Annotated in this window: 22 protein-coding genes and 1 pseudogene; 7 read left to right on the top strand and 16 right to left on the bottom strand. The window is 62.7% G+C overall.

The window, feature by feature from the left end:
• Nucleotides 1-58 precede the first annotated feature (58 nt).
• The 3 genes from AC54AG_RS02890 to AC54AG_RS02880 all read right to left on the bottom strand — a co-directional run bounded on the left by AC54AG_RS02890 (nt 59) and on the right by AC54AG_RS02880 (nt 2,372).
• Complete coding sequence (locus AC54AG_RS02890; RefSeq protein WP_338679635.1) at nt 59-289, bottom strand: DUF6139 family protein; 231 nt, start codon at nt 287-289, stop codon at nt 59-61.
• A gap of 117 nt (nt 290-406) precedes the next feature.
• Nucleotides 407-1,408, bottom strand: coding sequence for a VirK/YbjX family protein (locus tag AC54AG_RS02885; RefSeq protein ID WP_496629447.1), 1,002 nt, complete (start codon nt 1,406-1,408; stop codon nt 407-409).
• A 142-nt stretch (nt 1,409-1,550) separates the two neighbouring features.
• A complete protein-coding gene (locus tag AC54AG_RS02880) occupies nt 1,551-2,372 on the bottom strand; it encodes a MipA/OmpV family protein (RefSeq protein ID WP_331776989.1) in 822 nt (273 codons plus the stop codon).
• A 157-nt stretch (nt 2,373-2,529) separates the two neighbouring features.
• Between AC54AG_RS02880 and AC54AG_RS02875 the strand changes: the two genes are divergently transcribed.
• From AC54AG_RS02875 to AC54AG_RS02860, 4 genes are all read left to right on the top strand, one after another.
• Entirely contained in the window at nt 2,530-3,216 is a 687-nt protein-coding gene (locus AC54AG_RS02875) for a response regulator (RefSeq protein WP_034747063.1), read from the top strand.
• Nucleotides 3,213-4,601: a sensor histidine kinase gene (locus tag AC54AG_RS02870; RefSeq protein WP_219327812.1), complete on the top strand. Its 1,389-nt coding sequence runs from the start codon at nt 3,213-3,215 to the stop codon at nt 4,599-4,601. The genes AC54AG_RS02875 and AC54AG_RS02870 overlap by 4 nt, the downstream gene beginning before the upstream one ends.
• A 119-nt stretch (nt 4,602-4,720) precedes the next feature.
• Nucleotides 4,721-6,316: a sensor histidine kinase gene (locus AC54AG_RS02865; protein WP_496629446.1), complete on the top strand. Its 1,596-nt coding sequence runs from the start codon at nt 4,721-4,723 to the stop codon at nt 6,314-6,316.
• Nucleotides 6,303-6,914 carry a response regulator transcription factor gene (locus AC54AG_RS02860; protein WP_456130081.1) on the top strand — a complete coding sequence of 204 codons (612 nt, stop codon included), beginning with the start codon at nt 6,303-6,305 and terminating at the stop codon, nt 6,912-6,914. The genes AC54AG_RS02865 and AC54AG_RS02860 overlap by 14 nt, the downstream gene beginning before the upstream one ends.
• A gap of 15 nt (nt 6,915-6,929) precedes the next feature.
• Here AC54AG_RS02860 and AC54AG_RS02855 read toward each other — a convergent pair whose 3' ends face one another.
• The 4 genes and pseudogenes from AC54AG_RS02855 to AC54AG_RS02840 all read right to left on the bottom strand — a co-directional run.
• Nucleotides 6,930-8,030, bottom strand: coding sequence for a glycosyltransferase family 9 protein (locus AC54AG_RS02855; protein ID WP_456130082.1), 1,101 nt, complete (start codon nt 8,028-8,030; stop codon nt 6,930-6,932).
• 35 nt (nt 8,031-8,065) lie between these two features.
• Nucleotides 8,066-9,799, bottom strand: a complete 1,734-nt coding sequence (msbA, locus tag AC54AG_RS02850) for a lipid A export permease/ATP-binding protein MsbA (RefSeq protein WP_496629445.1) — start codon at nt 9,797-9,799, stop codon at nt 8,066-8,068.
• A gap of 50 nt (nt 9,800-9,849) precedes the next feature.
• Nucleotides 9,850-11,064 (bottom strand): O-antigen ligase family protein, encoded by a 1,215-nt coding sequence (locus AC54AG_RS02845; RefSeq protein WP_456130084.1) that lies wholly within the window; start codon nt 11,062-11,064, stop codon nt 9,850-9,852.
• Between the two features lie 251 nt (nt 11,065-11,315).
• Nucleotides 11,316-12,554 (bottom strand): annotated as a pseudogene (locus AC54AG_RS02840) (malic enzyme-like NAD(P)-binding protein); the annotation flags it as partial.
• 207 nt (nt 12,555-12,761) lie between these two features.
• On the opposite strand from AC54AG_RS02840, the gene AC54AG_RS02835 reads away from it, so the two are divergent.
• The 3 genes from AC54AG_RS02835 to AC54AG_RS02825 all read left to right on the top strand — a co-directional run bounded on the left by AC54AG_RS02835 (nt 12,762) and on the right by AC54AG_RS02825 (nt 14,982).
• Nucleotides 12,762-13,787, top strand: coding sequence for a LacI family DNA-binding transcriptional regulator (locus AC54AG_RS02835; protein WP_051990818.1), 1,026 nt, complete (start codon nt 12,762-12,764; stop codon nt 13,785-13,787).
• 109 nt (nt 13,788-13,896) lie between these two features.
• Nucleotides 13,897-14,376 (top strand): hypothetical protein, encoded by a 480-nt coding sequence (locus tag AC54AG_RS02830; protein WP_319990801.1) that lies wholly within the window; start codon nt 13,897-13,899, stop codon nt 14,374-14,376.
• 66 nt (nt 14,377-14,442) lie between these two features.
• Nucleotides 14,443-14,982, top strand: a complete 540-nt coding sequence (locus AC54AG_RS02825; RefSeq protein WP_230518487.1) for a hypothetical protein — start codon at nt 14,443-14,445, stop codon at nt 14,980-14,982.
• Here AC54AG_RS02825 and AC54AG_RS02820 read toward each other — a convergent pair.
• The 9 genes from AC54AG_RS02820 to hemF all read right to left on the bottom strand — a co-directional run bounded on the left by AC54AG_RS02820 (nt 14,958) and on the right by hemF (nt 22,203).
• A complete protein-coding gene (locus AC54AG_RS02820) occupies nt 14,958-15,581 on the bottom strand; it encodes a LysE family translocator (RefSeq protein WP_496629444.1) in 624 nt (207 codons plus the stop codon). The genes AC54AG_RS02825 and AC54AG_RS02820 overlap by 25 nt on opposite strands.
• 75 nt (nt 15,582-15,656) lie before the next feature.
• Entirely contained in the window at nt 15,657-16,442 is a 786-nt protein-coding gene (locus tag AC54AG_RS02815) for an AraC family transcriptional regulator (RefSeq protein ID WP_496629443.1), read from the bottom strand.
• Between the two features lie 5 nt (nt 16,443-16,447).
• Nucleotides 16,448-17,299: a retropepsin-like aspartic protease gene (locus AC54AG_RS02810; RefSeq protein ID WP_496629442.1), complete on the bottom strand. Its 852-nt coding sequence runs from the start codon at nt 17,297-17,299 to the stop codon at nt 16,448-16,450.
• Nucleotides 17,300-17,317: 18 nt separating this feature from the next.
• The gene (rng, locus tag AC54AG_RS02805) at nt 17,318-18,781 is read right to left on the bottom strand and encodes a ribonuclease G (RefSeq protein WP_034747098.1); all 1,464 of its coding nucleotides are present in this window, start codon (nt 18,779-18,781) and stop codon (nt 17,318-17,320) included.
• Nucleotides 18,782-18,824: 43 nt separating this feature from the next.
• On the bottom strand, nt 18,825-19,445 hold the full coding sequence (locus AC54AG_RS02800; RefSeq protein WP_496629441.1) for a Maf family protein: 621 nt from the start codon (nt 19,443-19,445) through the stop codon (nt 18,825-18,827).
• Between the two features lie 8 nt (nt 19,446-19,453).
• A complete protein-coding gene (gene rlmH / locus AC54AG_RS02795; RefSeq protein WP_034747108.1) occupies nt 19,454-19,924 on the bottom strand; it encodes a 23S rRNA (pseudouridine(1915)-N(3))-methyltransferase RlmH in 471 nt (156 codons plus the stop codon).
• A gap of 6 nt (nt 19,925-19,930) precedes the next feature.
• Nucleotides 19,931-20,620: a ribosome silencing factor gene (rsfS, locus tag AC54AG_RS02790; protein ID WP_034747111.1), complete on the bottom strand. Its 690-nt coding sequence runs from the start codon at nt 20,618-20,620 to the stop codon at nt 19,931-19,933.
• Nucleotides 20,621-21,292, bottom strand: coding sequence for a nicotinate-nucleotide adenylyltransferase (nadD, locus tag AC54AG_RS02785; RefSeq protein WP_496629440.1), 672 nt, complete (start codon nt 21,290-21,292; stop codon nt 20,621-20,623).
• A complete protein-coding gene (gene hemF / locus AC54AG_RS02780; protein ID WP_496629439.1) occupies nt 21,289-22,203 on the bottom strand; it encodes an oxygen-dependent coproporphyrinogen oxidase in 915 nt (304 codons plus the stop codon). The genes nadD and hemF overlap by 4 nt, the downstream gene beginning before the upstream one ends.
• Nucleotides 22,204-22,226: the final 23 nt, after the last annotated feature.

Here is a 22,226-nt window from a genome sequence, read left to right as displayed (position 1 = left end):
GCACCGCCCGGCATACAACAAAGCCAAACCGCAGACATGCTGGTTTGGCTTTTTTCGTTTACATGTCTTTCAGGCCCGTGATCGCATAGCCTTTGGCGGCGATCTGCTGGTGCGGCTGTTCGATATGGTAGTCGGGCAAGATCTCGGCATCGTCGGCCACTTCGCTGGCGCGTGCTTCGAGCTGCCAGTCGGTATTGGTCACTTCTTCCGGAATGAGCTTTCCTTCCGGCACGGCGAGGTAGGAAAAAATGCCGTCGTGCTCGGCCCGGCGGTAGATGTCTACGCGCATGAATGCCTCCTAGTAAGCGTTGGGGGAACCGGTGCACCGCAGTGCATGCCGATAGCGCTAGCGTAACAGGATTGTGCCGTGCACGGGTTGTAGCGTGTGCCGCAGGAGGGGCGGTGCTCAGGCGATGGCGGAAGCGTAGTCGTCGTCTTCGCCGAGCATGGCCGATTGCCACACCCCGCCGGCGGCGGCCGCAGCACCTGCCATGGCGGCTTGCAGCGGGCTGCGATGGGCGTCGAGGCCGCTGCACAGGCAGGCGATCATGGCCAGTGTCAGTTCGTGGCGCTTGCGTGCTTCCGAGCGTTTCTTTGAAGGAATTTCTTGCAGCGCTGGCAAGGGCAGGTTTTCGCACGCCAACTCAAAATCGCCATCCTGGCGCACTTGCGCGCCCAGTTCTTGCCATAGCGCATTGTAGTCGGCGAACAAACGGCCTTTCTTGGCGGAGTGGTGCACGGCGCGGTTGATATTGCCGACAAGAAGCATCTTGCGGCAGCCGTGTTCGTATCCCAGCTGGCGCACCAGGCGCACCATCAGGGTCTTGGGACGCATGCCGTGCAAGTCGCGCGTTGCCTCGCGCACGCGGTGCGCGCTGTCCTCGCCCTTCGGGCCTTGCAGGCAGCCGATGCGCATGCCCAGGGTGGCGCGCAGCTGGCTGCCGAAGAAGGAAAAGGCGATCGAATACAGCACGTCGTCGTCATGCATCAGCTGCAGCACCATCTCGCCTTCGCGGTCCATCGGGTGCAGCGAACACAGTTGCAAATGGTAGGGTGCCCCCGACTTGCCCGCCACCGTGCCCAGGCGTACGGGCCCGTGCGCCGCTTGGCTCATCAGCTTGCCCCAGCCCTGCTGCAAGATGAAATGGTAGTGCTCGGTCAGCAATTCCACGCGCTGCTGGCAATTCAAGGTCAGGCTCAGGTACGGGCGGTAGACCTTGTGGATCATGTGCGGATAGGCTTGTACCAGATCATGAAACGCCGGATGCGAGTTCAGCAGTTGTAGCCAACGGCGGGTCTGGCGCTGCTGCACGCGGGCGCGCAGATGCAGCTTGAGCAGTTCGCGCCAGCGGCGCATGCCACTCGGCATCGCCATCAAGCCGTCAGACAGGGTAATAGTTGGCATCATCGTGGCGTGGAGTTACAAGGCAAGGCGTGCCGCATGCATGGGAGGGATGCTCATGGTCGGAAAACCATGTCATCTTATGCACGCCATCCCCCTCTGTAAATTGGCGAAACAGCGTACGGGTTCCCCTTATGCCAGCCCTGTTTTAATAGCGGTAGGTGACATACACGGCGCCGATTGGCGAGGTCTTGCGCTGCACGATGGGGCTCTTGGCCGCGTCGCCCAGGCGGCTCTCGACGCCGACCAGGGTATTGATGCCCCAGCGCGCATCGAAGCGGTGCTCCCAGTTGACGGTGGCTTGCGCTTCATAGAAACCGGCCTTGGGTGTGTATTGCTTGAACGAGGTATTCGCGGCCTGGGTGGCCGTGACGCCATACATGGTCTGCACGTATTTGCGCTCGCCCCAGGCCAACTGGCCGCCGATGGTCACGCTATCCTTCTGCACGCCCTTGGCATCGGACCTGCCGTAGACCTGGCCCGTCGCTTCGAAATGCACGTTCGCACCGTTTTCGCGGTTCGACAGGGGAATGTCGCTCGACACGCTCAGCGACAGGCCCGGCAATGGCGAATAGCCCACGCTGAGCAGGGCGCTGGCGTTGCCCTTGACTTCGCCCATGCCCTTCAGATAATCGCTGCCGCCCCAGCCGTTGGCGCCATTGCGTTTGTGGTCTTCGCGGTTGCCGCGGTAGCCCAGCGCCGCGCTGTAGCTGAGGGGGCCTGCCTGGCCGCCATAGCCGATGCCGCGCGACGTGCTGAAGAACAGGCCATTGGCCATGGCGTAATCGAGAATGATCAGCGGCGAGGCCGACAGCTTGTCGGCGCCGGAATAGCTGGACACGGCGGCAACACCGCCGCCGATGGTGAAGACATTTTCCGCAGCTGGTTCGGCCGCCGCGGCAGCCAGGGGATTCAAGCTCAGGCCGCAGGCCAGCGCCAGCGAGGTCAACAAGGTTGTAGATGCGTGCATGGAGTTTTCCGTCAGGTGGAGAACCGAGTCCGGAGTGGCTCGATTGACTGCCGACAGTATCTGTCCTTGCCATGAAGGAAAAATGAGCCTTTTATTAAGATTGCATGAAGAGCGCGTCTTTACCCTTTCTTCAGCTTGCGGTGGTTTAATACTGACCATGAAGATACTGCTGATTGAAGACGATATGGACCTGGGCAATGGCGTGCGGATCGCCTTGCGCGACCAGGGCATGCAAGTGGTCTGGGTGCGCAGCCTCGAGGATGCGGCGCGCAGCATCGAGCACGACAGTTGCGAGCTGGTGCTGCTGGACCTGGGCTTGCCCGATGGCGATGGCCTCGATTTGCTGGCCCGGCTGCGCGCGGCCCGCCTGCCCGTGCTGATCCTCAGCGCCCGCGACACGCTGGAACAGCGCTTGCGGGGCCTGGACGGCGGCGCCGACGATTACCTGGTCAAGCCCTTCGTGCTGGCCGAGCTGCTGTCGCGCGTGCGCGCGCTGGCGCGCCGCAGCTATGGTTTCGACGGCGACACCATCGAGTTGCGCGGCCTGCTGCTGCAGGTACCCACGCGCCGTGTCAGCGTGCATGGCCGGCCCGTGGAACTCACCGCCAGTGAATATGCCCTGCTGAAGACCTTGCTGATGCGCGCCAACCGGGTCATCACGCGCCGCGTGCTGGAAGAACACATCCTGCCCGGCGGGCTGGCCAATGCCAGCAACACCCTTGATGTGCATATGGGTAACCTGCGCCGCAAGATAGGCGAAGGGTATATCCGTACCGTGCGCGGCGTCGGCTATGTCATCGACCAGCAGGGCGAACCGTCCACCGCGCCAGGTGCTGGCGCATGATGGGGCGTTTCTGGGCCATGCTGCGCCGGCCTACCCTGGTGCGCCGCCTGATGATGGCGCAAATGCTGATGCTGACCATGGTATGGAGCCTGGCCGTGGCGTATGTGATGGTCGAGGGGGCGGACGAAGCGAGCAATGTGAGCCGCGGCGTCCTGCACGCCATTATCAGCGTGGCCGATAATCTGGCCGAGCAGCCGCAGCGCCAGGAACAAAGCTTGCGCGCCATCGACGAAGCCTTGCGCGAGGAGTTTGAAACGGGACAGGTGCCGGAACTGGCGCCGCGCATCCTGGTCTGGCGCGAAGGCAAGCTGGTCTACAAGTCGCCCGATGCGCCCAGCGGTATCCGCAGCGCCGGCCCGGAGCAGATGGAAGTGGTGTACATCAAGGGCCAGGCCTGGCGCAGCCGCAGCCTGGCCGAGGGCAACACGCGCGTGACGGTGCTGGAAGCGGGAGGCGCATGGCAATTGTTCATCACGATCAATTCACGCGGTTACTACCTGCTGCCGTTGCTGATCAGTCTGCCGTTCCTGCTGGTGCCGGCCTGGCTCTCGATCCGCCTTGCCATGCGACCGTGGCGCAAGCTGGCGCAGGAGGTGGCGGCGCGCGGGCCGCAGGATTTGCGGCCGCTGGCGTTCAAGCCGCCGCATGGCGAACTGGCGGCACTGGTCGACAATATCAATGCACTGCTGCAGCGGGTCGACGCCAGCGCCGCGCGCGAACGCAGCTTCATCGCCGATGCCACACATGAGCTGCGCACGCCTCTGGCTGCCATGCGCGTGAATGTCGAGGCCTTGCAGGGCCAGGTACATGATGCGCGCCAGCAAGAGCTGCTGGACGGTATCTTGAATAGCGGCAACCGGGCCGCGCGCCTGGTGGGCCAGCTGCTGCAGCTGACGCGCAGCGAAGTGCAGGCGGGCGCGGGCGAGTTGCCGCGGCGGCAGGCGCTCGATACCTTGCTGCAAGACCGCCTGGCGGCCCTGTCCGGACTGGCCCAGGCGGGCGATATCGAGCTTGAGTTGCAAGCCAGCGTCTCGCTCAGCGTGCCAGGACAGCGCGAGAGCCTCGTTTCGCTGATCGACAACCTGGTGGAAAACGCCATCAAGTACAGCCCGCGCGGCAGCAGCGTGACGGTGTCGCTGCATGCGGAACGAGGCCAGGCCGTGTTGCATGTGGCGGACCAGGGACCGGGCATCGCGCCGGCGCTGTATGAGCGCGTGTTCGACCGCTTTTTCCGCGCCCCGCAGCAGGTGCAGCCAGGCAGTGGCCTGGGCTTGTCCATCGTCGCTTCCGTCGTGCGCCAGCATGGCGGCACGATTCAGCTGCACAGCGGTAACGGCGGCCTGGGCTTGCTGGTGGAGGTGCGCTTGCCCTTGGCCGTGGCCTGATTGCGTTGACGGGTCTTGCGATATTGCATGAAAATTATTTCATGTGCATATAACGCAAGATGGCATGGCGTGGCGCACGCTTGCGATGCATAATGCGGGACAGTTAAAAAAACACCGTTATGCGTCCATTCCTGTCCCGCTACCTGCCGTATCCCGTCTTTGTCGGCCTGTATCTGCTGTTTGACTGGGCCACGTATATCGACCCGATGTACGGGCTGAACATTACCCCGTGGAATCCCGATCCCGCGCTGGGCCTCGTGTTTTGGCTGATCCATGGCCGCAAGGCAGCGCTGCCATGGTTCATCGCCCTGGTGGCCGGCGAGGTGCTGGTGCGCGGCATGCCGGCAGGCCTGCCCCTGACCTTGCTCTGTTCGGCGTGGCTGGTGCTCGGCTATGGTGGAATCGGCGCAGTCCTGCGCCGCAGTTTCAGCAGCAGCGACATCTTTGACAACCGGCGCCGCCTGAGCGCCTGGGTCCTCATCGTGCTGCTGGGCACCGCGCTCAATGCGCTCGGCTATATTTCATTGCTGTCGCTCACGGGGCGCATACCGGCCGGTGAATGGGACACGGCCGTCTGGCGTTTCGGCATCGGCGACACGGTCGGCATGCTGGTGTCGATGCCGCTGATCTGGGTGCTGTTCAGCGAGCGCGGGCGTGAGCGCCTGCATGCCGCCGTCTGGCGCTGGGAAACCCTGGCTTACCTGGCCCTGGCCAGCTTCGTGCTGTGGAGCCTCTTCGGCTCCATCGTGCGTTCCGAATACAAGCATTTCTACTTCCTGTTTCTTCCCGTGATCTGGGCCGCCTCGCGCCAGGGCTTGCATGGCGCCATGCTGGCCGTGTTTGTATTGCAGCTATGCATCATCACCCTGGTGAAATGGACGCATGCCGTCGATATCCAGTTTTATGAATTGCAGTTGCTCGACGCCGTGCTGGCGCTGGTGGGCTTTTTTATCGGTATCGTCGTCGATGAAATGCGGCAAGTGGCCGACGAACTGAAACACACGCTGCGCCTGGCCGCCGCCGGCGAAATGGCGGCCGCCCTGGCGCACGAGCTGAACCAGCCGCTGACGGCCTTGTCGACCTATGGCAAGGCGTGTGAATACCTGCTGGAACGGGGCGAGAGCGGCGCCTTGCTGCAAGGCGCCATCGGGCACATGATCGTCGAATCGGGACGGGCTGCGGACGTGGTGCGCCGCCTGCGCGACTTTTTCCGCACGGGCGCGATGCAGCTCGAGGCGGTGCGGGCGAGTGAGCTGATCGAGGGCCTGGCACGCCAGTTCACGCCGCTGTTCCATGAACACGGTATCGAGCTGGCGCTGGCGCCGCCGTCGCCGCTGGCCGTCAACGCGGACCGCCTGCAAATCGAACTGGTATTGCGTAACCTGCTGGCCAATGCACAGGATGCGGTGATGGGCCAGCCGCGCGGCCAGCGCCGCATCACGGTCTCGGCCGAGCCGCTAGAGGGCGGCCGGCTGAGCCTGTCCGTGGAAGATAGCGGGCCCGGCATTTCCAGCAGCCTGGCCGCGCGCCTGTTCGAACCGTTCGTTTCGACCAAGGCCAGCGGCCTGGGGCTGGGCCTGGTGCTCAGCCGCAGCATCGTCGAAGCGCATGGCGGCCAGCTCTGGGCCGAAGTGGGCAAGCATGGCATGTTTCGTTTTATCCTGCCCTTGGCGCACGCCAGTGCAGGCACTACGGGAGAGTATGGTGACAAGTAATTTGACGGTGTTTATCGTGGACGACGATCCCGCCGTGCGCGATGCGCTGGGTTTGCTGTTGGGCATACGCGGCTACCGCACGGCCCTGTTTTCCTGCGGCGAGGATTTCCTGCACAGCTGGCGGCCCGAGTGGGCCGGCTGTCTGCTGATCGATATCCGCATGTCGGGCATGGATGGCCTGAGCCTGCAGCGCCGCTTGCTGGAGCGCAAATGCCTGCTGCCCATCATCATCATCACGGGGCACGGCGACGTGGCGCTGGCACGCCAGGCCTTCAAGGCGCAAGCCAGCGATTTCCTGGAAAAACCATTTGATCACGACAAGCTGCTGGCCGCTATCGATGAAGCGTTTTCGCACGAGGCGCATGCGCGCGGCCAGTTGCAGCGCCAGGTGGACGGGCTGGCCTTGCTGCGCGCCTTGACGCCGCGCGAGCGCGAAGTGATGCAGTTGGTGGTAACGGGCCAGCACAACCGCGATATCGCCCCGGCGCTGGGGATTTCCGTGCGCACAGTGGAAGTGCACAAGGCGCGCCTGATGGACAAGCTGGGCGTCGATAATGTGGCCGACCTGGTGCGCATCAGCATGCTGGCCACCGGCTAGCCGCTGAAGCGTTCTCTAGGCGATGGTCTGCAATACCTGATCGCTTGAAATCGCCTTGACCCAGTCGCTGCGCCGCGCCACCGTGATGACGGTGCTGTTTGCGCTGTCGAAGGGGGCCCATTCGGGATTCTTCTTGCGCATCAATGCCACCACGGGCACATGCACGGCGTTCGCCAGATGCATGATCGATGTTTCCACCGAAATAATCAGGTCGCATTGCGCCAGCATGGCCGGCAGCTGGAAAAAATTGTCGATGGCACTGAAGGCTTGCGTGCGCGGCAAGTTGTGCGCCTGCACGACGGCATTCACCTTGGCCAGTTCCTGCGGCATGGCATTGATCAGGAAGCAGGCATTTTTCCACTTCGGCATCGCTTGCATGCGCGCGATCAGCTCGGCAATGCGCTCCAGGGGCCAGCCACGCTTGTGCGACTTGGCAAACGGATTCAAGAGCACGAGCGGACCCTGGCGCGGGGAAAAGCCCCAGCTGGCCAGTTGCTCCTGTGCCTGCTGCAGCGCTTGCTCGGGAATGTGCACGAAGGGATAGCGTTCGGCCACGGGAATGTCGAGTCCCGTCAATTGATGGAACCAGTCCGCATACACGCTGCTGATATGGTGTTCGCCGGCATCCTGTCCCGCATACGAGGCCAGCACGGCATCGATCTTGCGGTACGCCAGATAATGCCAGGGGCGAAGCGGACTGAACGGCTTGCGCGTACCGATCACGAGCCCGTGTGGGCTGATCGCGCGGGCAAGGTCCGCATATTGCTGCGGCCGTACGTGGGCCAGCGACACGACCACCGGATAGTGCTCTGCCTTGGCTTCGCGCAGTGACTCTTCGTATAGCGCCGGGCTGTAGGTCTTGCGGTACACCTTGGAAAACAGGCCCGACTGTTCGACCCAGTCGTACAGCGAATAGGTGCGCAAGCTTTCCCATTGTTTGGCGTCGGACGTGCGGCGTACTTCGTCGACCCACAGGTGGATCTGGATATGCGGGTAGGCCGCGGCAAAGGCGCGGAAACCGTTTTGCAGGTAGGTAAAGTCTCCCAGCGCCAGATGGGCGATGAACAGAATTTTTTCCGACTTTTGTAGAAGTTCGGCGGGAATCAAAGGCGTCATGTATCAGTACGATTTCAGGTATTCATTCGATGGTGTCATACCACTTGCTGGGAAAATTGCAGGCGATGCAGATTGGCATACGCGCCGTTGGCATCCAACAATTGCTGGTGACTGCCGGTTTCCATTATTTTCCCATGTGACAATACCACGATACGGTCCGCACGTTCAATTGTTGATAGCCTATGAGCAATAACTAAGGTGGTTTTTCCTTGCATAAGGTGCTCCAGTGCCGCTTGCACGGCCCGTTCCGCCTCCGTATCCAGTGCCGAGGTGGCTTCATCGAGGATCAGGATGGGCGCATCCTTGTAGATCGCGCGGGCGATGGCCACGCGCTGGCGCTGGCCGCCGGACAGGCGCGAACCGTTGTCGCCCAGGCGCGTTTCCAGGCCGTCGGGCAAACCGTCGATGACGTCCGACAGGAAGGCGGCTGCGGCGGCCGCTTCGACGCGCTGCCGGTCCGGGGCCGCATCGCCATACGCGATGTTGGCGGCCAGGGTATCGTCGAACAACACCACCTGCTGGCTGACCATGGCGATCTGGCTGCGCAGGCTGGTCAGGGCGATGGCATCGATATTCTGTCCATCGAGCAAGATTTCACCGCTGCTGGCCGAGTAAAAGCCGGGCAGCAGGCTGACCAGGGTCGATTTGCCGCCGCCGGACATGCCCACAAAGGCGACCGTTTGTCCGGGCGCGATGTTCAGGTCGATGTGTTGCAGGGCCGGCTCCGGATGTCCGGGGTAGGCGAAGCTCACGTCCTTGAACTCGATGCGGCCGTTGCTGCGGCCAGCGAGCGGCTTGCCGCCCGTGCGTTCCGGTGTCTTGTCGATCAGCTGGAAGACTTCCTCGGCGGCGGCCATGCCGCGCTGCAGGGGGCCGTTGACTTCGGCCAGCTGCTTCAAGGGCGTCAGCAGCATCAGCATGGCCGTGATGAAGGAAACGAAGCCGCCGACCGTGATCTGCCCCTGTTCCGACTGGAACAGTGCCATCACGATGACCAGGGCCACGGCCGCGGCCGTGATTACCTGCGTGATGGGCACGGTGGCGGAAAAGGTCGTCGTCATGCGCATGCTGTAGCGGCGCAATTGTTCGGCGCGCTCTTCGAAGCGGGCTTTCTCGTAGTTCTGGCCGCCGAAGATCTTGATCACTTGCTGGGCGCGCGTGGTTTCCTCGATGACCTGGGTCAGCTCGGCATTGACGGCCAGCGAGTCGCGGTTGAGTTTTTTCAGGCGCTTGCCCGTGGTGCGCACGACGATGGTCAGCAGCGGCAGCAGCACCAGGGTCACCAGGGTCAGCACCCAGTTCAGGTACAGCAGCCATGCCAGCAGGCCCAGCACCGTGAGCGAGGAGCGCACGATCGAGGTAAATACCTTGGTCACCATTTCGATGATCTGCTGCACTTCGAACATGATGGAGTTGATGACTTTGCCCACCGTGTGCGTGTTGTAGAAGTCGATGGGCAGGTTCAGCATGCTGGCAAACATCCGGCGCCGCAATTCGTTGAGGATGCGCGTGGAGACATAGCTCATCAGGTAGCTGCTGGCAAACGTCGAGGCGCCGCGCATGGCAAAGATGCCGATGACGATCAGCGGCACGAGCCAGAAGGAAAAACTCACCTTGCCGCCAAAACCATTGTCGAGCAGCAACTTGAGCGCATACGGTAGCAGCGGCTCCGTGGCCGCCGTGACGACCATCGCCAACAGGGCCAGGGCCAGGTGTTTTTTATAGGGCGCGTGCAGCGCGGTGAGGCGCTTCAGGTCGGGCGTGAGCATCGATATGGTTCCTTGCAGGGACAGCAAAAACGGTCAGGCGGAAAACAAGCTCAAGCAGTGCGCTCTTGCTGGCGCAACATGGCCCACAGTATCACCATCGGGAAGACCAGCATGATGATGCCGATATTCAGGGTAAGCGAGCTCGTCGTCAGACCGAAAATCATATAGCAAGTGCACAGCACCACGCCGGCCAGCGCATAGGGCTGCGCCGCAGCGCTACCGCGCCGTAAGATGCGGGTGAAGAGTACCAGCGGTACCAGGAACAGGGCCAGCAGTGCCAGTACGCCAGTGATGCCGCGTTTGACCAGCGTGTCGAGATAGTCGTTATGCGCATTCGTGTAGTCGCTGATGATATTGCTCATCTTGCCTTCCGCCACCAGTACGCGCTTCGCTTCCAGATAACCGGTACGGCCGATGCCTACCATCAAATGGTCGCGGGATATAAGCAAGGCAGTGCGCCACATTTCCAGGCGCTGTCCGACGGATGACCATTTGAGATCGGCGCCATGTTCAAAATTCTGGGTCTCCTCGACAGCGGCATGCATGCGCTTGCGTATCTGAGAATCAGGCAAGGAATAACTGACTGCACCCAGGGCGATGATCGCGATGGCGGCGCTGGCAATATAGCGTTTGCCATCTCTTTTCGCGTAATGCAGGGCGATGATGCCAGCGCAAACAGGCAAGGCCAGCCAGCCGCTGCGGCTGCCGCTGATGACAGAGCCGAGGATGCCGGCCAGGCCGCCGGCTAGCAAGAGTGTTGACCATGCCGCGCGGTAGCGTTGTTCGCGGGCCCAGACCAGGCCGCACAGCGATAGCATGCCCAGCAACATGCTCACATTGCCGTAATGGATGGCGTTGCTTGTTGCCGCCTGGGGGCGTTCCAGATTCAATACGGTGAGTTGCCAAAACGCCAGTGCGGCACCGCCGATTGCGCCAATGGCGACACCACTCCACCAGGCCGCCGGCCGCGGCGGATAGGCGAGCAGCAGCAGCAGCACGGGCACCGCCAGCAATGCCCGCAATGGCATGTCGAGTTCGCGTGCCGGATCGCTGTGGTACAGCATATTGGCGGTAAAGATGGCGAAGTACAGCAGCAGTGTGCCCAGCAGCAGATAATCGCGGCGCTGCAGGTTCAGACGGGGGCGTTTCCACAGCAGCCAGCTGCTGGCCAGCAGCAGCACCAGCGCGCCAAGGGAATATCCGCTGTTGACAGCCAGCGCCAATGCCGAAAAGAGAAAAACACAAACAGAGGTCAGGCCGAGCATAATATCCTTGGTAACGCACGTGTCGCCATTATGGCAACTGTAGCAACATAAAGTAGGCGTCATTGTAATCGAAGGTGGCTGCAAAAACGCCCACGGGGGAATTTGCTCTTCGATAACTATTTAAGCAGTCTCAAGGGGAAGAATGAAAAAACCATGGTTTTTAGCCATGGTTTTTTTGTAAGCAATGGTAACTTGCTGTTATTTTGCCAAGGCCGCAAGGCCTGTCATGCGTCTCAGGCGGTGGCTGGCACGCGCGTGGCGACGCCGGTGGCGATGGCCGCTTGCGATACGGCAGGCGCGACCCAGCTGCGCAGACGTTCATCGAACGGCGACGGTATCAGTTGCAGCGGCGTCAGGGCGCTGCTCTCGTGGCCCGGCAGCGGCTCCTTGGCCAGCGCGGCGATGGCGCGCACGCAGGCCAGCTTCATTTCTTCGTTGATGGTGGTGGCGCCCACGTCGAGCGCGCCGCGGAAGATGTACGGGAAGCACAGCACGTTGTTGATCTGGTTCGGGTAGTCCGAGCGGCCGGTGGCGACGATGGCGTCGTCGCGCACGGCGTGCACTTTTTCCGGCGCGATTTCCGGATGCGGATTGGCCAGGGCGAAGATCAACGGCTTGGCAGCCATCGATTCGACCATTTGCGCGCTGACCACGCCGCCCTTCGAGACGCCGATGAAGATGTCGGCGCCGGTCATGGCATCGGCCAAATCGCGGTCGCTCGTGTCGTTCGCGTAGCGCGCCTTGTTCTCTTCCATGTTGGCATCGCGGCCCGGGTAGATCACGCCCTGGCTGTCGCACACTTTCAGCAGCGACTTGTTCAGGCCCAGCGAGACGAGCAGGTCCAGGCAGGCGATCGAGGCCGCGCCCGCGCCCGACACGGCCACCTTGACGTTGCCGATATCCTTGCCCACCAGTTCCAGGCCGTTCAGGATGCCGGCCGCGACGATGATGGCCGTGCCGTGCTGGTCGTCGTGGAAGACGGGAATGTTCATGCGCTTGCGCAATTGCTGTTCGATGTAGAAACAGTCTGGGGCCTTGATGTCTTCCAGGTTGATGCCGCCGAAGGTCGGCTCCATGCGCACCACGGTGTCGATGAACAGGTCGGGATCATTCTCGGCCAATTCGATGTCGAACACGTCGACGTCGGCGAACTGCTTGAACAGGCAAGCCTTGCCTTCCATGACCGGTTTGCTGGCCAGCGGACCGATATCGCCCAGGCCCAGCACGGCCGTGCCGTTGGTGATCACGGCCACCAGGTTGCTGCGCGACGTGTAGATGCCGGCCGTGCGCGGATCTTCCACGATGGCTTCGCAGGCAAACGCCACGCCCGGCGAGTACGCCAGGGTCAGGGCGCGGGCGTCGCCCAGCGGTTTGGTGGGGATCACGGAAATCTTGCCTGCGCGGGGTTCCGCGTGATAGGCGAGGGCGGCTTCTTTCAGGTTGAAGGTTTCGCCGTTCTGTTCGGCGTGCTTGCTGTGCGAAGTAGACATAGGAATTCTGGGAAGGGCATGCATGGCCCGAGTGGTAAGTCCGAGCCATGGTATGCAAGCGTTTGCACGCTGTCAAGGCTGGATTGTACTTAAGCGTAACAAAACCGCTTTGGCCAGCGGCATTATTTCAATGCAAGCGTTTGCTCGGTTTTTGACGGAATGGGCATTTTTTGCGATAAAATCACGGTATTGCGATCCGGGAAGCCCATGACAAACAAGAACCCCACCTTAAGTGACGTTGCGCGGGCCAGCGGCGTGCACTTTTCCACCGTATCGCGCGTGATGAACCCGGCAACGCGGCAAATGGTCAGCGCCGAGGTGGCCGCGCGCGTGCTGGCCGAGGCGGGCCGGCTCGGCTACCGTCCCAACCGCGCCGCCTCCACCTTGGTTACACGCAAGTCGCGCATCATCGGCGTGGTCTTGCCCGACATTACCAACGCGGTTTTTCCGCCCATTCTGCTGGGCATCGAGGAAGGCTTGCGCAAGCATGGCTACCTGGCCATCGTCGCCAACGTGGGCGCCGACGAGGAAGAACAGCTGTTCGTCATCAACCGCCTGCTGGGGCAGCAGGTCGATGGCCTGATCCTGGCCACGGCGCGCCGCGACGATCCCGTCATCAAGATGTGCATCGACCAGAACGTGCCTGTCGTGACCGTCAACCGCAGCGATGAAAACGGCGTGGCGTCCTGCGTCGTCAGCGACGACGTGGTCGGCATGCGCCTGGCCGTCGAGCACTTGCTGGCGCTGGGCCACCGGCACATCGCGCACATCGCGGGCCCGGAAAATTTGTCCACCGGCCACGTGCGCCGCCTCGGTTTCCTGGCCGCCATCCAGGCCAGCGAACTCGCTCCTTCGCAAGCGTTCGTCTTTGAAAGCAGCGGCTATTCGCGCGAATGCGGCAAGGCGGCCCTGCTGGAACTGCTGAGCCAGTCGCCGCAAACGACGGCCGTGGTGACGGGCAGCGACCTGGTGGCCCTCGGCTGCTACGACGCCATCCGCGAACTGGGCTTGAGCTGCCCCGAAGATATTTCCGTCGTGGGCCACAACGACATGCCGTACATGGACATGATCCGCCCGCCTCTCACCACCATCCGCATCCGCCACCACGGCATCGGCACGGAAGCGGCCCGGCTGATCCTGCAAACCATCGCCTCGCCCGATTCCCCGGTGCTCGACGTGCGCCTGAAACCTGAACTTGTGGTGCGCGAATCGACTGCCGCGCCGCGCGCCTGACACCTTCTTGCCCTTCTTTCTGCCGAGTATGTTTAAATCTTGATATTGATAATGATCAAGGCAACGCCATGCAGATGAGAGCCAAGCAAGCACAGCAGGGAGGCCGCTGATGCCGAAGAATTTCGGCATGCCCGGCAACGCCTGGCGCTATGCGCTGGGCAGCGATTATGGCTATTGTTCGCCCTTGCTCGACGGCATAGAGTTTGAAAACGAGTGGGTCACCATACGCGAATCGGCGATCCGCATCCGCGCCGGCTATGCCTGGGATGGCTGTTCGCCCTGTATCAGCGTGCTCGGCCTGTTTTATGTGGGCACGCCCGATGGCGCGCAGCACCTGGGCTTGCCGGCGACCTATCATGCCAGCCTCGTACATGACGTGCTGTGCCAGTGGCGCGCCGACATTCCCGTCACCCGCGCGCAGTCGATCGCCATTTTCCAGCAGTTGCTCAGGGAGGTGCGCTTCCCCCTGGCGGGACTGTATGCGGGCGCCGTCTTCCTGTTCGGGCCACGGCGCGGCTTCATGCGGCCTGTCGCGCGCACTGCGGTGGCCGCCCCGCACCCGCCAGGCGCAACATTAAAGCGGCGCTAACGCCGCCGCCGATGCGCCATGATGTTAAACTGGCGCCCCTCATCGTTTCTCTTGCCCTCTACCGCCATGACCAAAACCAACACGCCTTCCCCAAAACGCCGCGAAGAGGGCGTCGCCAAGCTGACCGTCAATCCCTTCCTCGACGCCGAGTTTTACGCGCGCATGCGCGACTACACGGAGCGCGATGCGGCCATCATCAAGGAATTGAAGGCGATCGCCGAGATCCGCGCCGGCAACAAGCAGCCCGATCCCCGCCTGGCGCCGTCGTTGCAAGCACTGCGCGATACCGTCAAGAAAGGTTTGACCTTTGGCGAGATGCTCGACCGCATGGCGGCCGGCAAGGAAAAAGGCTTGTGGGAACCATGGATGACGACCTTCGGTATCGAGATCCGCGCCGTCAACTACGGCGCCGGCCCGCGCAATGCCTGCCTGGTGCTGGACTTGGCCGCGAATGCCCCCGCGCACGCCATGTTCGCCAAGGCCGGCATTCAGAACTGGCGCAGCCTGGCCGCCGACGACTGCTCCGTCGTGCGCTCGGAAAAAGCCACGGAAACGACGCCCTTGAAAGTGTATGCCGTGTTTTACCTGGATCCGCTGCCGGCCTGAACCAGTAGCACTATCGCTAACGCAATCAGCATCACGCCCGACAGCCGTTCCAGGGCAGGCAGCGCACGCGCGAAGCGCTGCCGCAGGGCGCTGCTGCCGATGGCCAGCGCCACCGCCATATCCCACGCCAGCACGGCAAAGACCATCCACGCGCCATACGCCGCCATCGCAGCGGGGCTCGTTTGCCTGGCGGCCAGCACGGTGGCCAGGCTGACGTAGAACAGCGCGTTCTTCGGGTTCAGGATGGCCGAGACAAACCCCATCACGACACCGCCGCGCCAGCGCGCCTTGCCGGTGGCGGGCGCGGCTTCCAGGCTGCTCTTGCCCGCATGGCGCAGGAACAGCCAGCCCAGATACAGCAGATAGGCGCATCCCGCCAGTCGCACCACCATGAATGCCGTACTGCCCGCCTTCAGGACCGACAGTCCGCCAAACGCCGCCACGATAAACACGGCATTGGCCACGGTAATGCCCACGCACGTGCCGGCGGCGGCGCGCCAGCCGTGGGCCAGCGAGGTGCGCGCGATCAGGAAAAAATCGGGGCCGGGCGACAGCAAGGAAAGAAAGTGGGCGGCGGCGATGAAGAGGAAATCCTGCATGGGGTTAGGCTCGGGCAATGGCGATGCGCGAGTATGCAGGGACAGGCGGCAGCCTGTATTGAAGAAAATTGCAGCTTAGCGGTAGCGTCCCGGCGTGATGCCCGTATGGGCTTTGAACACGCGCTGGAAATGGCTCTGGTCGGCAAAGCCCAGTTCATGCGCCAGCTGCGCCAAAGCCGTCCCCGCCTGCAGGCCGCTGCGCGCGCGGTTCACGTGCGCGTTCAGCTGGTAGGCATGCGGCGTCATGCCCGTGGCGGCGCGAAAGGCGCGGATCAATTGATACGGGCTCAAGCCCGCCGCTTGCGCCAGTTGCCGCAGGCTGGCCGAGGGCTGCGCCGCCAGCGTTGCGAGCACGGGCGCCAGCCGCTGTGGCACGGGCTTGCGTTCCGAAGGCAGCAGGTCTGCGCAGGCACTGGCGCAAGCGCCCAGGAACGCCAGCAGCGCCGCATTTTTTTCGCCTGTGCTGGCCGTTGAAAACAGCAGCGCATTCATGGCGCAAAACTGCGCGTATAGCAGCGGGCAGTACAACACCGTGGCCGTGTCGCCATCGAGCGCTGGTGCGTGCGCTTGCAGCCACTGCGTATCGAGATGCAGCATCTGGTAGCTCCACAAGGCGCCAGACAGGGGATTGCAGGCGTGCACGCAGCTGGCCGGCACCAGCACCAGGCTGCCATTGGCGAGCACGGCCTGGCCATCCTGGCTGCCCGTAAAGATGCTGCCGCCGGAGTCGACGGCGCCGATGGAAAACGTGGGATGGCTGTGCGGCTTGTAGCACGCCCGGCTGTGGCAGGCGCGCCGGCTTTCCACGTGGGGCAGAGCCGGGTCGCGCCAGAAGGCGGTGGTGCTATTGCTTGCGTACATAGGCCTCAACCAGCCGGCGCGGACGGGCGCAAATACAGCATTTGATGCTGCAGGTCGAACAGTACCGGCATTTGCTTGAAGAAATCCGTGCCCAATATGCCATCTGCCTTGAATTCATCCGGCAACGTCATCAACAGGGGCGAGATACTCTTGCCGCCCGGGAGCGACAGTGTGATCGCGCGGCAGGGAAGTCCGGGGCCCAGCTTGAACGCGCATTTTTGCACGCGCGAAAACGCTTCGGCTGCCGAACTTTTTATAATGGAAATGGAGGCGGCGGTGTCGAGCACCAGGCGATAGGTTTTCTTGCCGTCGGCCAGATGCAGCAGCAAGCCTTCATCGATGCGCTCATATGGCACTGCCAGCCATCCGGCAGGTGGTGCGGCGCCATCGCTGGCGCTGATCTGCAGGATGCCCGCTGGCAGGTCGAGCACGACCCGTTTGCCGGCAAAAAAATTCAATCCCAGCACGGACATATTTGCCGGCAAGCCCTTTTGCTCGCCCAGCGACAGGCCCCATGGCGTCAGAATGACACCCTGCATGGCAGCGAATGGCAAGCCGTTGACGGTCAGCACGGGGACGAGAAATTCGTCCGATGCATGAACCTTGCCAGCCAGGTCGATGCTTTTGCGTTGCCGACCCGTGTAGGCCAGCCCCGGCAGCGATTGTGCGACCTCCGGCGTGAGGTGCAGGCTGGTGCTTGCACCCGTGTCGAGCACGAAGGGCAGCGTCTTGCCGTTCAGGTCCAGCTGCACCACGGGTGTACCCTTGGCGAGGGTGACGGGGAGTGTGGCATTGGTAGCGGCCAGGGCCGTCGATGCGCACAGCAGCAACAGGCACAGGGCAGCGTTTGTTTTCATGGTCAGCGTGTGCAATGGCTACATCAAAATCACGTCGTACTGCTCCTGATGGTAGGCATTCTCCACCTGCAGCGAGATTTTCTTGCCAATGAAGTCACCAAGCATGGCCAGGTGCTGCGATTCTTCTTCGAGGAATAAATCCACGACTTCCTGCGAGGCGAGGATGCGGAATTCGCGCGGGTTGAACTGTTTTGCCTCGCGCAGCAGTTCGCGCAGGATTTCATAGCAGATGGTGCGCGACGTCTTGACTTGTCCCTTGCCGGCGCAGGCGGGGCACGGTTCGCACAGGATGTGCGCCAGCGATTCGCGCGTGCGCTTGCGCGTCATTTCCACCAGGCCCAGCGGGGAGAAATTGCTCACCGAGACCTTGGTACGGTCGCGCGACAGCGTGCGCTTGAGTTCGGCCAGCACGGCGTTGCGGTGCTCGGCATTGTCCATGTCGATGAAGTCGAGGATGATGATGCCGCCCAGGTTGCGCAGGCGCAGCTGGCGCGCGATCGCGTGCGCCGCTTCCAGGTTGGTCTTGAAAATCGTGTCGGCGAAATTGCGCCCGCCGACGAAACCACCTGTGTTGACGTCGATGGTGGTCATCGCTTCCGTCTGGTCGACGATCAGGTAGCCGCCCGATTTCAGGTCGACCCGGCGGCCCAGCGCGCGCAGGATTTCCTCTTCCACGCCATACAGGTCGAACAGCGGGCGCTCGCCCGTGTAGTGCTGTAAGCGTGTCAGTTCGCTGGGCGTGTAGATCTCCGCGAATTCGCGCAATTTCACATAGTTTTCGCGCGAATCGACCTGGATGGTGGCCGTTTCATCGCCGACGAAGTCGCGCAGCACGCGCTGCGCCAGGCTCAAATCCTGGTGCAGCAGGCTGGTGGCGGGACGCGTGCGCGCGCCGTGCGTGATGGTGCTCCAGGTTTTTCTCAGGTAGTCGACGTCCGCCTTCAGGTCCGCGTCGGACGCGTCCTCGGCCATGGTGCGCACGATGTAGCCGCCCTTTTCGTCGGGTGGCAACAGGCTTTGCAGGCGTACGCGCAACTGCTCGCGCTCCGCTTCCTTTTCGATTTTTTGCGAGATGCCGATGTGCTTGTCTTGCGGCAGGTACACGAGCATGCGCCCGGCGATGGAAATCTGCGTCGACAGGCGCGCGCCCTTGGTGCCGATCGGGTCCTTGATCACCTGCACCGTCAGCACCTGGCCGTCGAAAAGGATTTTTTCGATGGGAGCGGGCGTGGCGTTCTGGCCGTCGTGGCCGCGTGCTTCCCAGATGTCGGCCACGTGCAGGAAGGCGGCGCGCTCCAGGCCGATGTCGATGAAGGCCGATTGCATGCCCGGCAACACCCGCACCACTTTGCCGGAGTACACATTGCCGGCCAGGCCGCGCGTGAGCGTGCGCTCGATGTGCAATTCCTGCACGGCGCCCTGCAGGATGAGGGCGACGCGCGTTTCTTGCGGCGTGATATTGATCAGGATGTCTTCGTTCATGGAGGCGCGGGAGTGGAGGCAACGAATGACATCATACCCGGGATCAGGGCAGGGGCAAACCTGCTTCACGCAGCAATTGCGCCGTCTCGTACAGGGGCAGGCCCATGATGCCGGAATGGCTGCCTTCGATATGCTCGACGAACAGGGCGGCGCTGCCCTGGATGCCGTAGGCGCCGGCCTTGTCGTACGGTTCCGGCGTGGCGCAGTAGGCGGCGATCGAGGCGGGCGAGAGCACGCCGAAGCGCACTTGCGATACCTGCGTGCGCTGCTCGGCGAAGTTTTTGTAGTGCACGGCGATCGAGGTGAGTACCTCGTGCGTGCGGCCCGACAGCTGCTCCAGCATGGCCACGGCCTCGGCGCGGTCGGCCGGTTTGCCGAGGATGACGCCGTCGATGGTGACGGTGGTGTCGGCCGCCAGTACGGGACGCGGGGTCAGGTGGCGGCGGCGCACGAGGTCCCACGCGAAGGCGGCTTTTTCATTCGACACGCGGGCGACATAGTCGAGCGCCGATTCGCCGGGGAAGACTTCCTCGGTGACGTCGGCGCCGCGCGGGCCGTCGCTGCGCAGCAGCAGCAATTCGAAATCGACGCCGATCTGACGCAGCAGTTCGCGCCGGCGCGGGCTTTTGGAAGCGAGGTAGATCTTGTGATCAGCCGTTTTCATGGAGGAGTTCAGACGCGGTGATAGGGGTGGTTTTGCGTGATCGACCAGGCGCGGTAGAGCTGCTCGGCGAGGATCACGCGCACCACGCCGTGCGGCAGGGTCATGCTGGAAATGCGCAGCATGCCTTCGGCACGTGCCTTGAGTTGCGGATCGAGGCCGTCGGCGCCGCCGATCAAAAAGGCGGTGTCGCGGCCATCCTGCTGCCACGCCATCAATTGCTGCGACAGGCCGACGCTGGTCAGGTCCTTGCCGCGTTCGTCGAGGGCGATGATGCGCACGCCCTTGGGCAGGACGGCTTCGATGCGTTCGCGTTCGAGCGCCATCGCCGTGGCGGCGGTCTTGCTGCCGGAACGCTCCACCGGCTTGATTTCTTTCAGCACGATGCGCAATTCCGGCGGCATGCGCTTCGCGTATTCTGCGAAGCCCGTCTCTATCCAGGCCGGCATTTTATGGCCGACCGCAGCGATGATGAGCTGCATCGAGGCTTACTCTTCGACTTTTTTGATACGCTTGATCACGGTTTTTGCCGGTGCAGCATCGGCTGCCGGCTTGGCCGCGCGTGGGGCGCGTACTTTTTTCTCTGGCAGCGCTTTCAGTGCTTTCACGGCAGCCGCTTCGGTCTTGGTTGGCGCGACTTTCACGGTCTTGCCGACAGCTTTGGAAGCGGTGGCTTTTTTCGCCGGGGCTTTCTTTGCGGCGGTAGCGGCCGTGGCTTTCTTCGCCGGTGTCTTTTTCTCGATCACGGGCGAAGCTTCCACATTGGCCTTGCTTGCCGCCAGATGGCCGCTGACCTTTTTCGGCTCGTCGCCGGCGGCTTTTTTCGGCGCGCGCTTGGCGGCACCCAGCTTGACCGGGGTGTCGCCCCAGATTTCTTCCAGGCGGTAGTAGGCGCGGATAGGCGCTTGCATGATGTGGACGATCATGTCGCCCAGATCGACCAGCACCCATTCACCGGTTTCCTCGCCTTCCATGCCGATGATCTGGCCGCCGGCATCCTTGACCTTGTCGCGTACCGAGGCGGCCAGCGCCTTGGTTTGACGGTTCGAAGTGCCGGAGACGATCGCGATGCGGTCGAACAGGCTGGTCAGGTGGCTCGTTTCGAAGACGGCGATGTCTTGGCCTTTGACGTCTTCAAGGGCGTCAACGACGAGGGTTTGCAGTTTTTTGATGTCCATTTAGCTTTTGTATAAATTATGTTGTTCAATATAGTCTAGCACTAGCGGGGAAACAAGCGAGTTCGCCCGATCCCCCCGTTGTAATGCCGCACGTATTTCGGTGGCGGAGATATCCACCGCGAAGTCCTGTGCCAGATAAGTCAGACCGTGCGGCGTGTTGCGGATGCTTTCCAGAGACCCCAGGCGGCGCGAAAATTTGTCGGCGACCACTTGCGGTACTGCTGTGTCATTCAGCGCGAAGCCAGGGCGGGCCGCGACGCAGATATGCGCGTATTCAAATAATTGCTGCCATTCGCGCCATGTCGCGAGCCGCTGCAGCTGGTCGGCGCCCATCAGGAAAACGATGGAAGCGCGCGGTCCCAGCTCGGCGCGTACCTGGCGCAAGGTATCGATGGTGTAGCTGGCCTGGCCATGTTCGCTGCGCTCGATTTCCTGGCGGTCGATCACCACGGGCAAGGGCAGGCCGGCAAAGGCCAGGCCGGCCATCTCGGCGCGCTGCTGGCCGGTGGCGCCCAGGCTACCCTTTTGCCAGGGCGCGCCCGCCGGTATCACGCGCAGTTCATCGGCGTGCAGCAGGCTGGAAAAATGCGTGCCCAGCGCGACATGGCCCATATGCACCGGATCGTAGCTGCCGCCGAGCAGCGCCACGCACGCCGTACTACCGTCGGTCACGCCTGCAGCCAGTCGCGATGCACGAGGAAGTCAGTATACAACGCCGCTTCCGGACTGCCCGCTTCCGGGTGCCAGTCGTAGCGCCACTTGACCACGGGCGGCATCGACATCAGGATCGCCTCGGTGCGTCCGCCCGACTGCAGGCCGAACAGGGTGCCTCGGTCGAACACCAGGTTGAACTCGACATAGCGTCCGCGCCGGTAGCACTGGAAATCGCGTTCGCGTTCGCCGTAGGGCGTGTCCTTGCGGCGCGCCACGATCGGCACATAGGCCTCGATGAAGGCGTCGCCGGCGCTGCGCATCATGGCGAAACTGCCGTCAAAGCCCAGGGCGTTGAAGTCGTCGAAGAAGATCCCGCCGGCGCCGCGCGCTTCGCGCCGGTGCTTCAGGTAGAAATAATCGTCGCACCACTGCTTGAACTTCGGATGCAGCTCGTCGCCAAACGGCGCCAGCGCATCGTGGCACACCTGGTGGAAATGCTTCACGTCGTCCGCGTCGCCGTAATACGGCGTCAAATCCATGCCGCCGCCGAACCACCATACGGGTGCGCCATCGGCATTCACGGTGCTGAAAAAGCGCACGTTCATGTGCACCGTGGGCGCGTAAGGATTGCGCGGATGCAGCACCAGCGACACGCCCATCGCTTCCCATGCCTTGCCACCGAGTTCAGGGCGCGCGGCCGCTGCCGATGGCGGCAGCGCGGCGCCGGTGACGTGCGAAAAATTCACGCCGCCACGCTCGAACACATTGCCTTCCTCGATCAGCCGCGAAATGCCGCCGCCGCCCTCGGGGCGCTGCCAGGCATCGGTCAGGAAGGGCTTGCCGTCCTGCGCTTCGAGCGCCTGCACGATACGGCTTTGCAAATCGAGCAAATAAGCCTTGACGGCCGAAGGGGAGGGAGTTGACGACATCGCGTGGGCCGACGAGGCCGAAA

It is taken from the genome of Janthinobacterium sp. BCJ23, assembly GCF_059617945.1.
The sequence above is the reverse complement of the archived record's forward strand: the minus strand, read 5'-3'. Positions and strand labels throughout refer to the sequence as shown.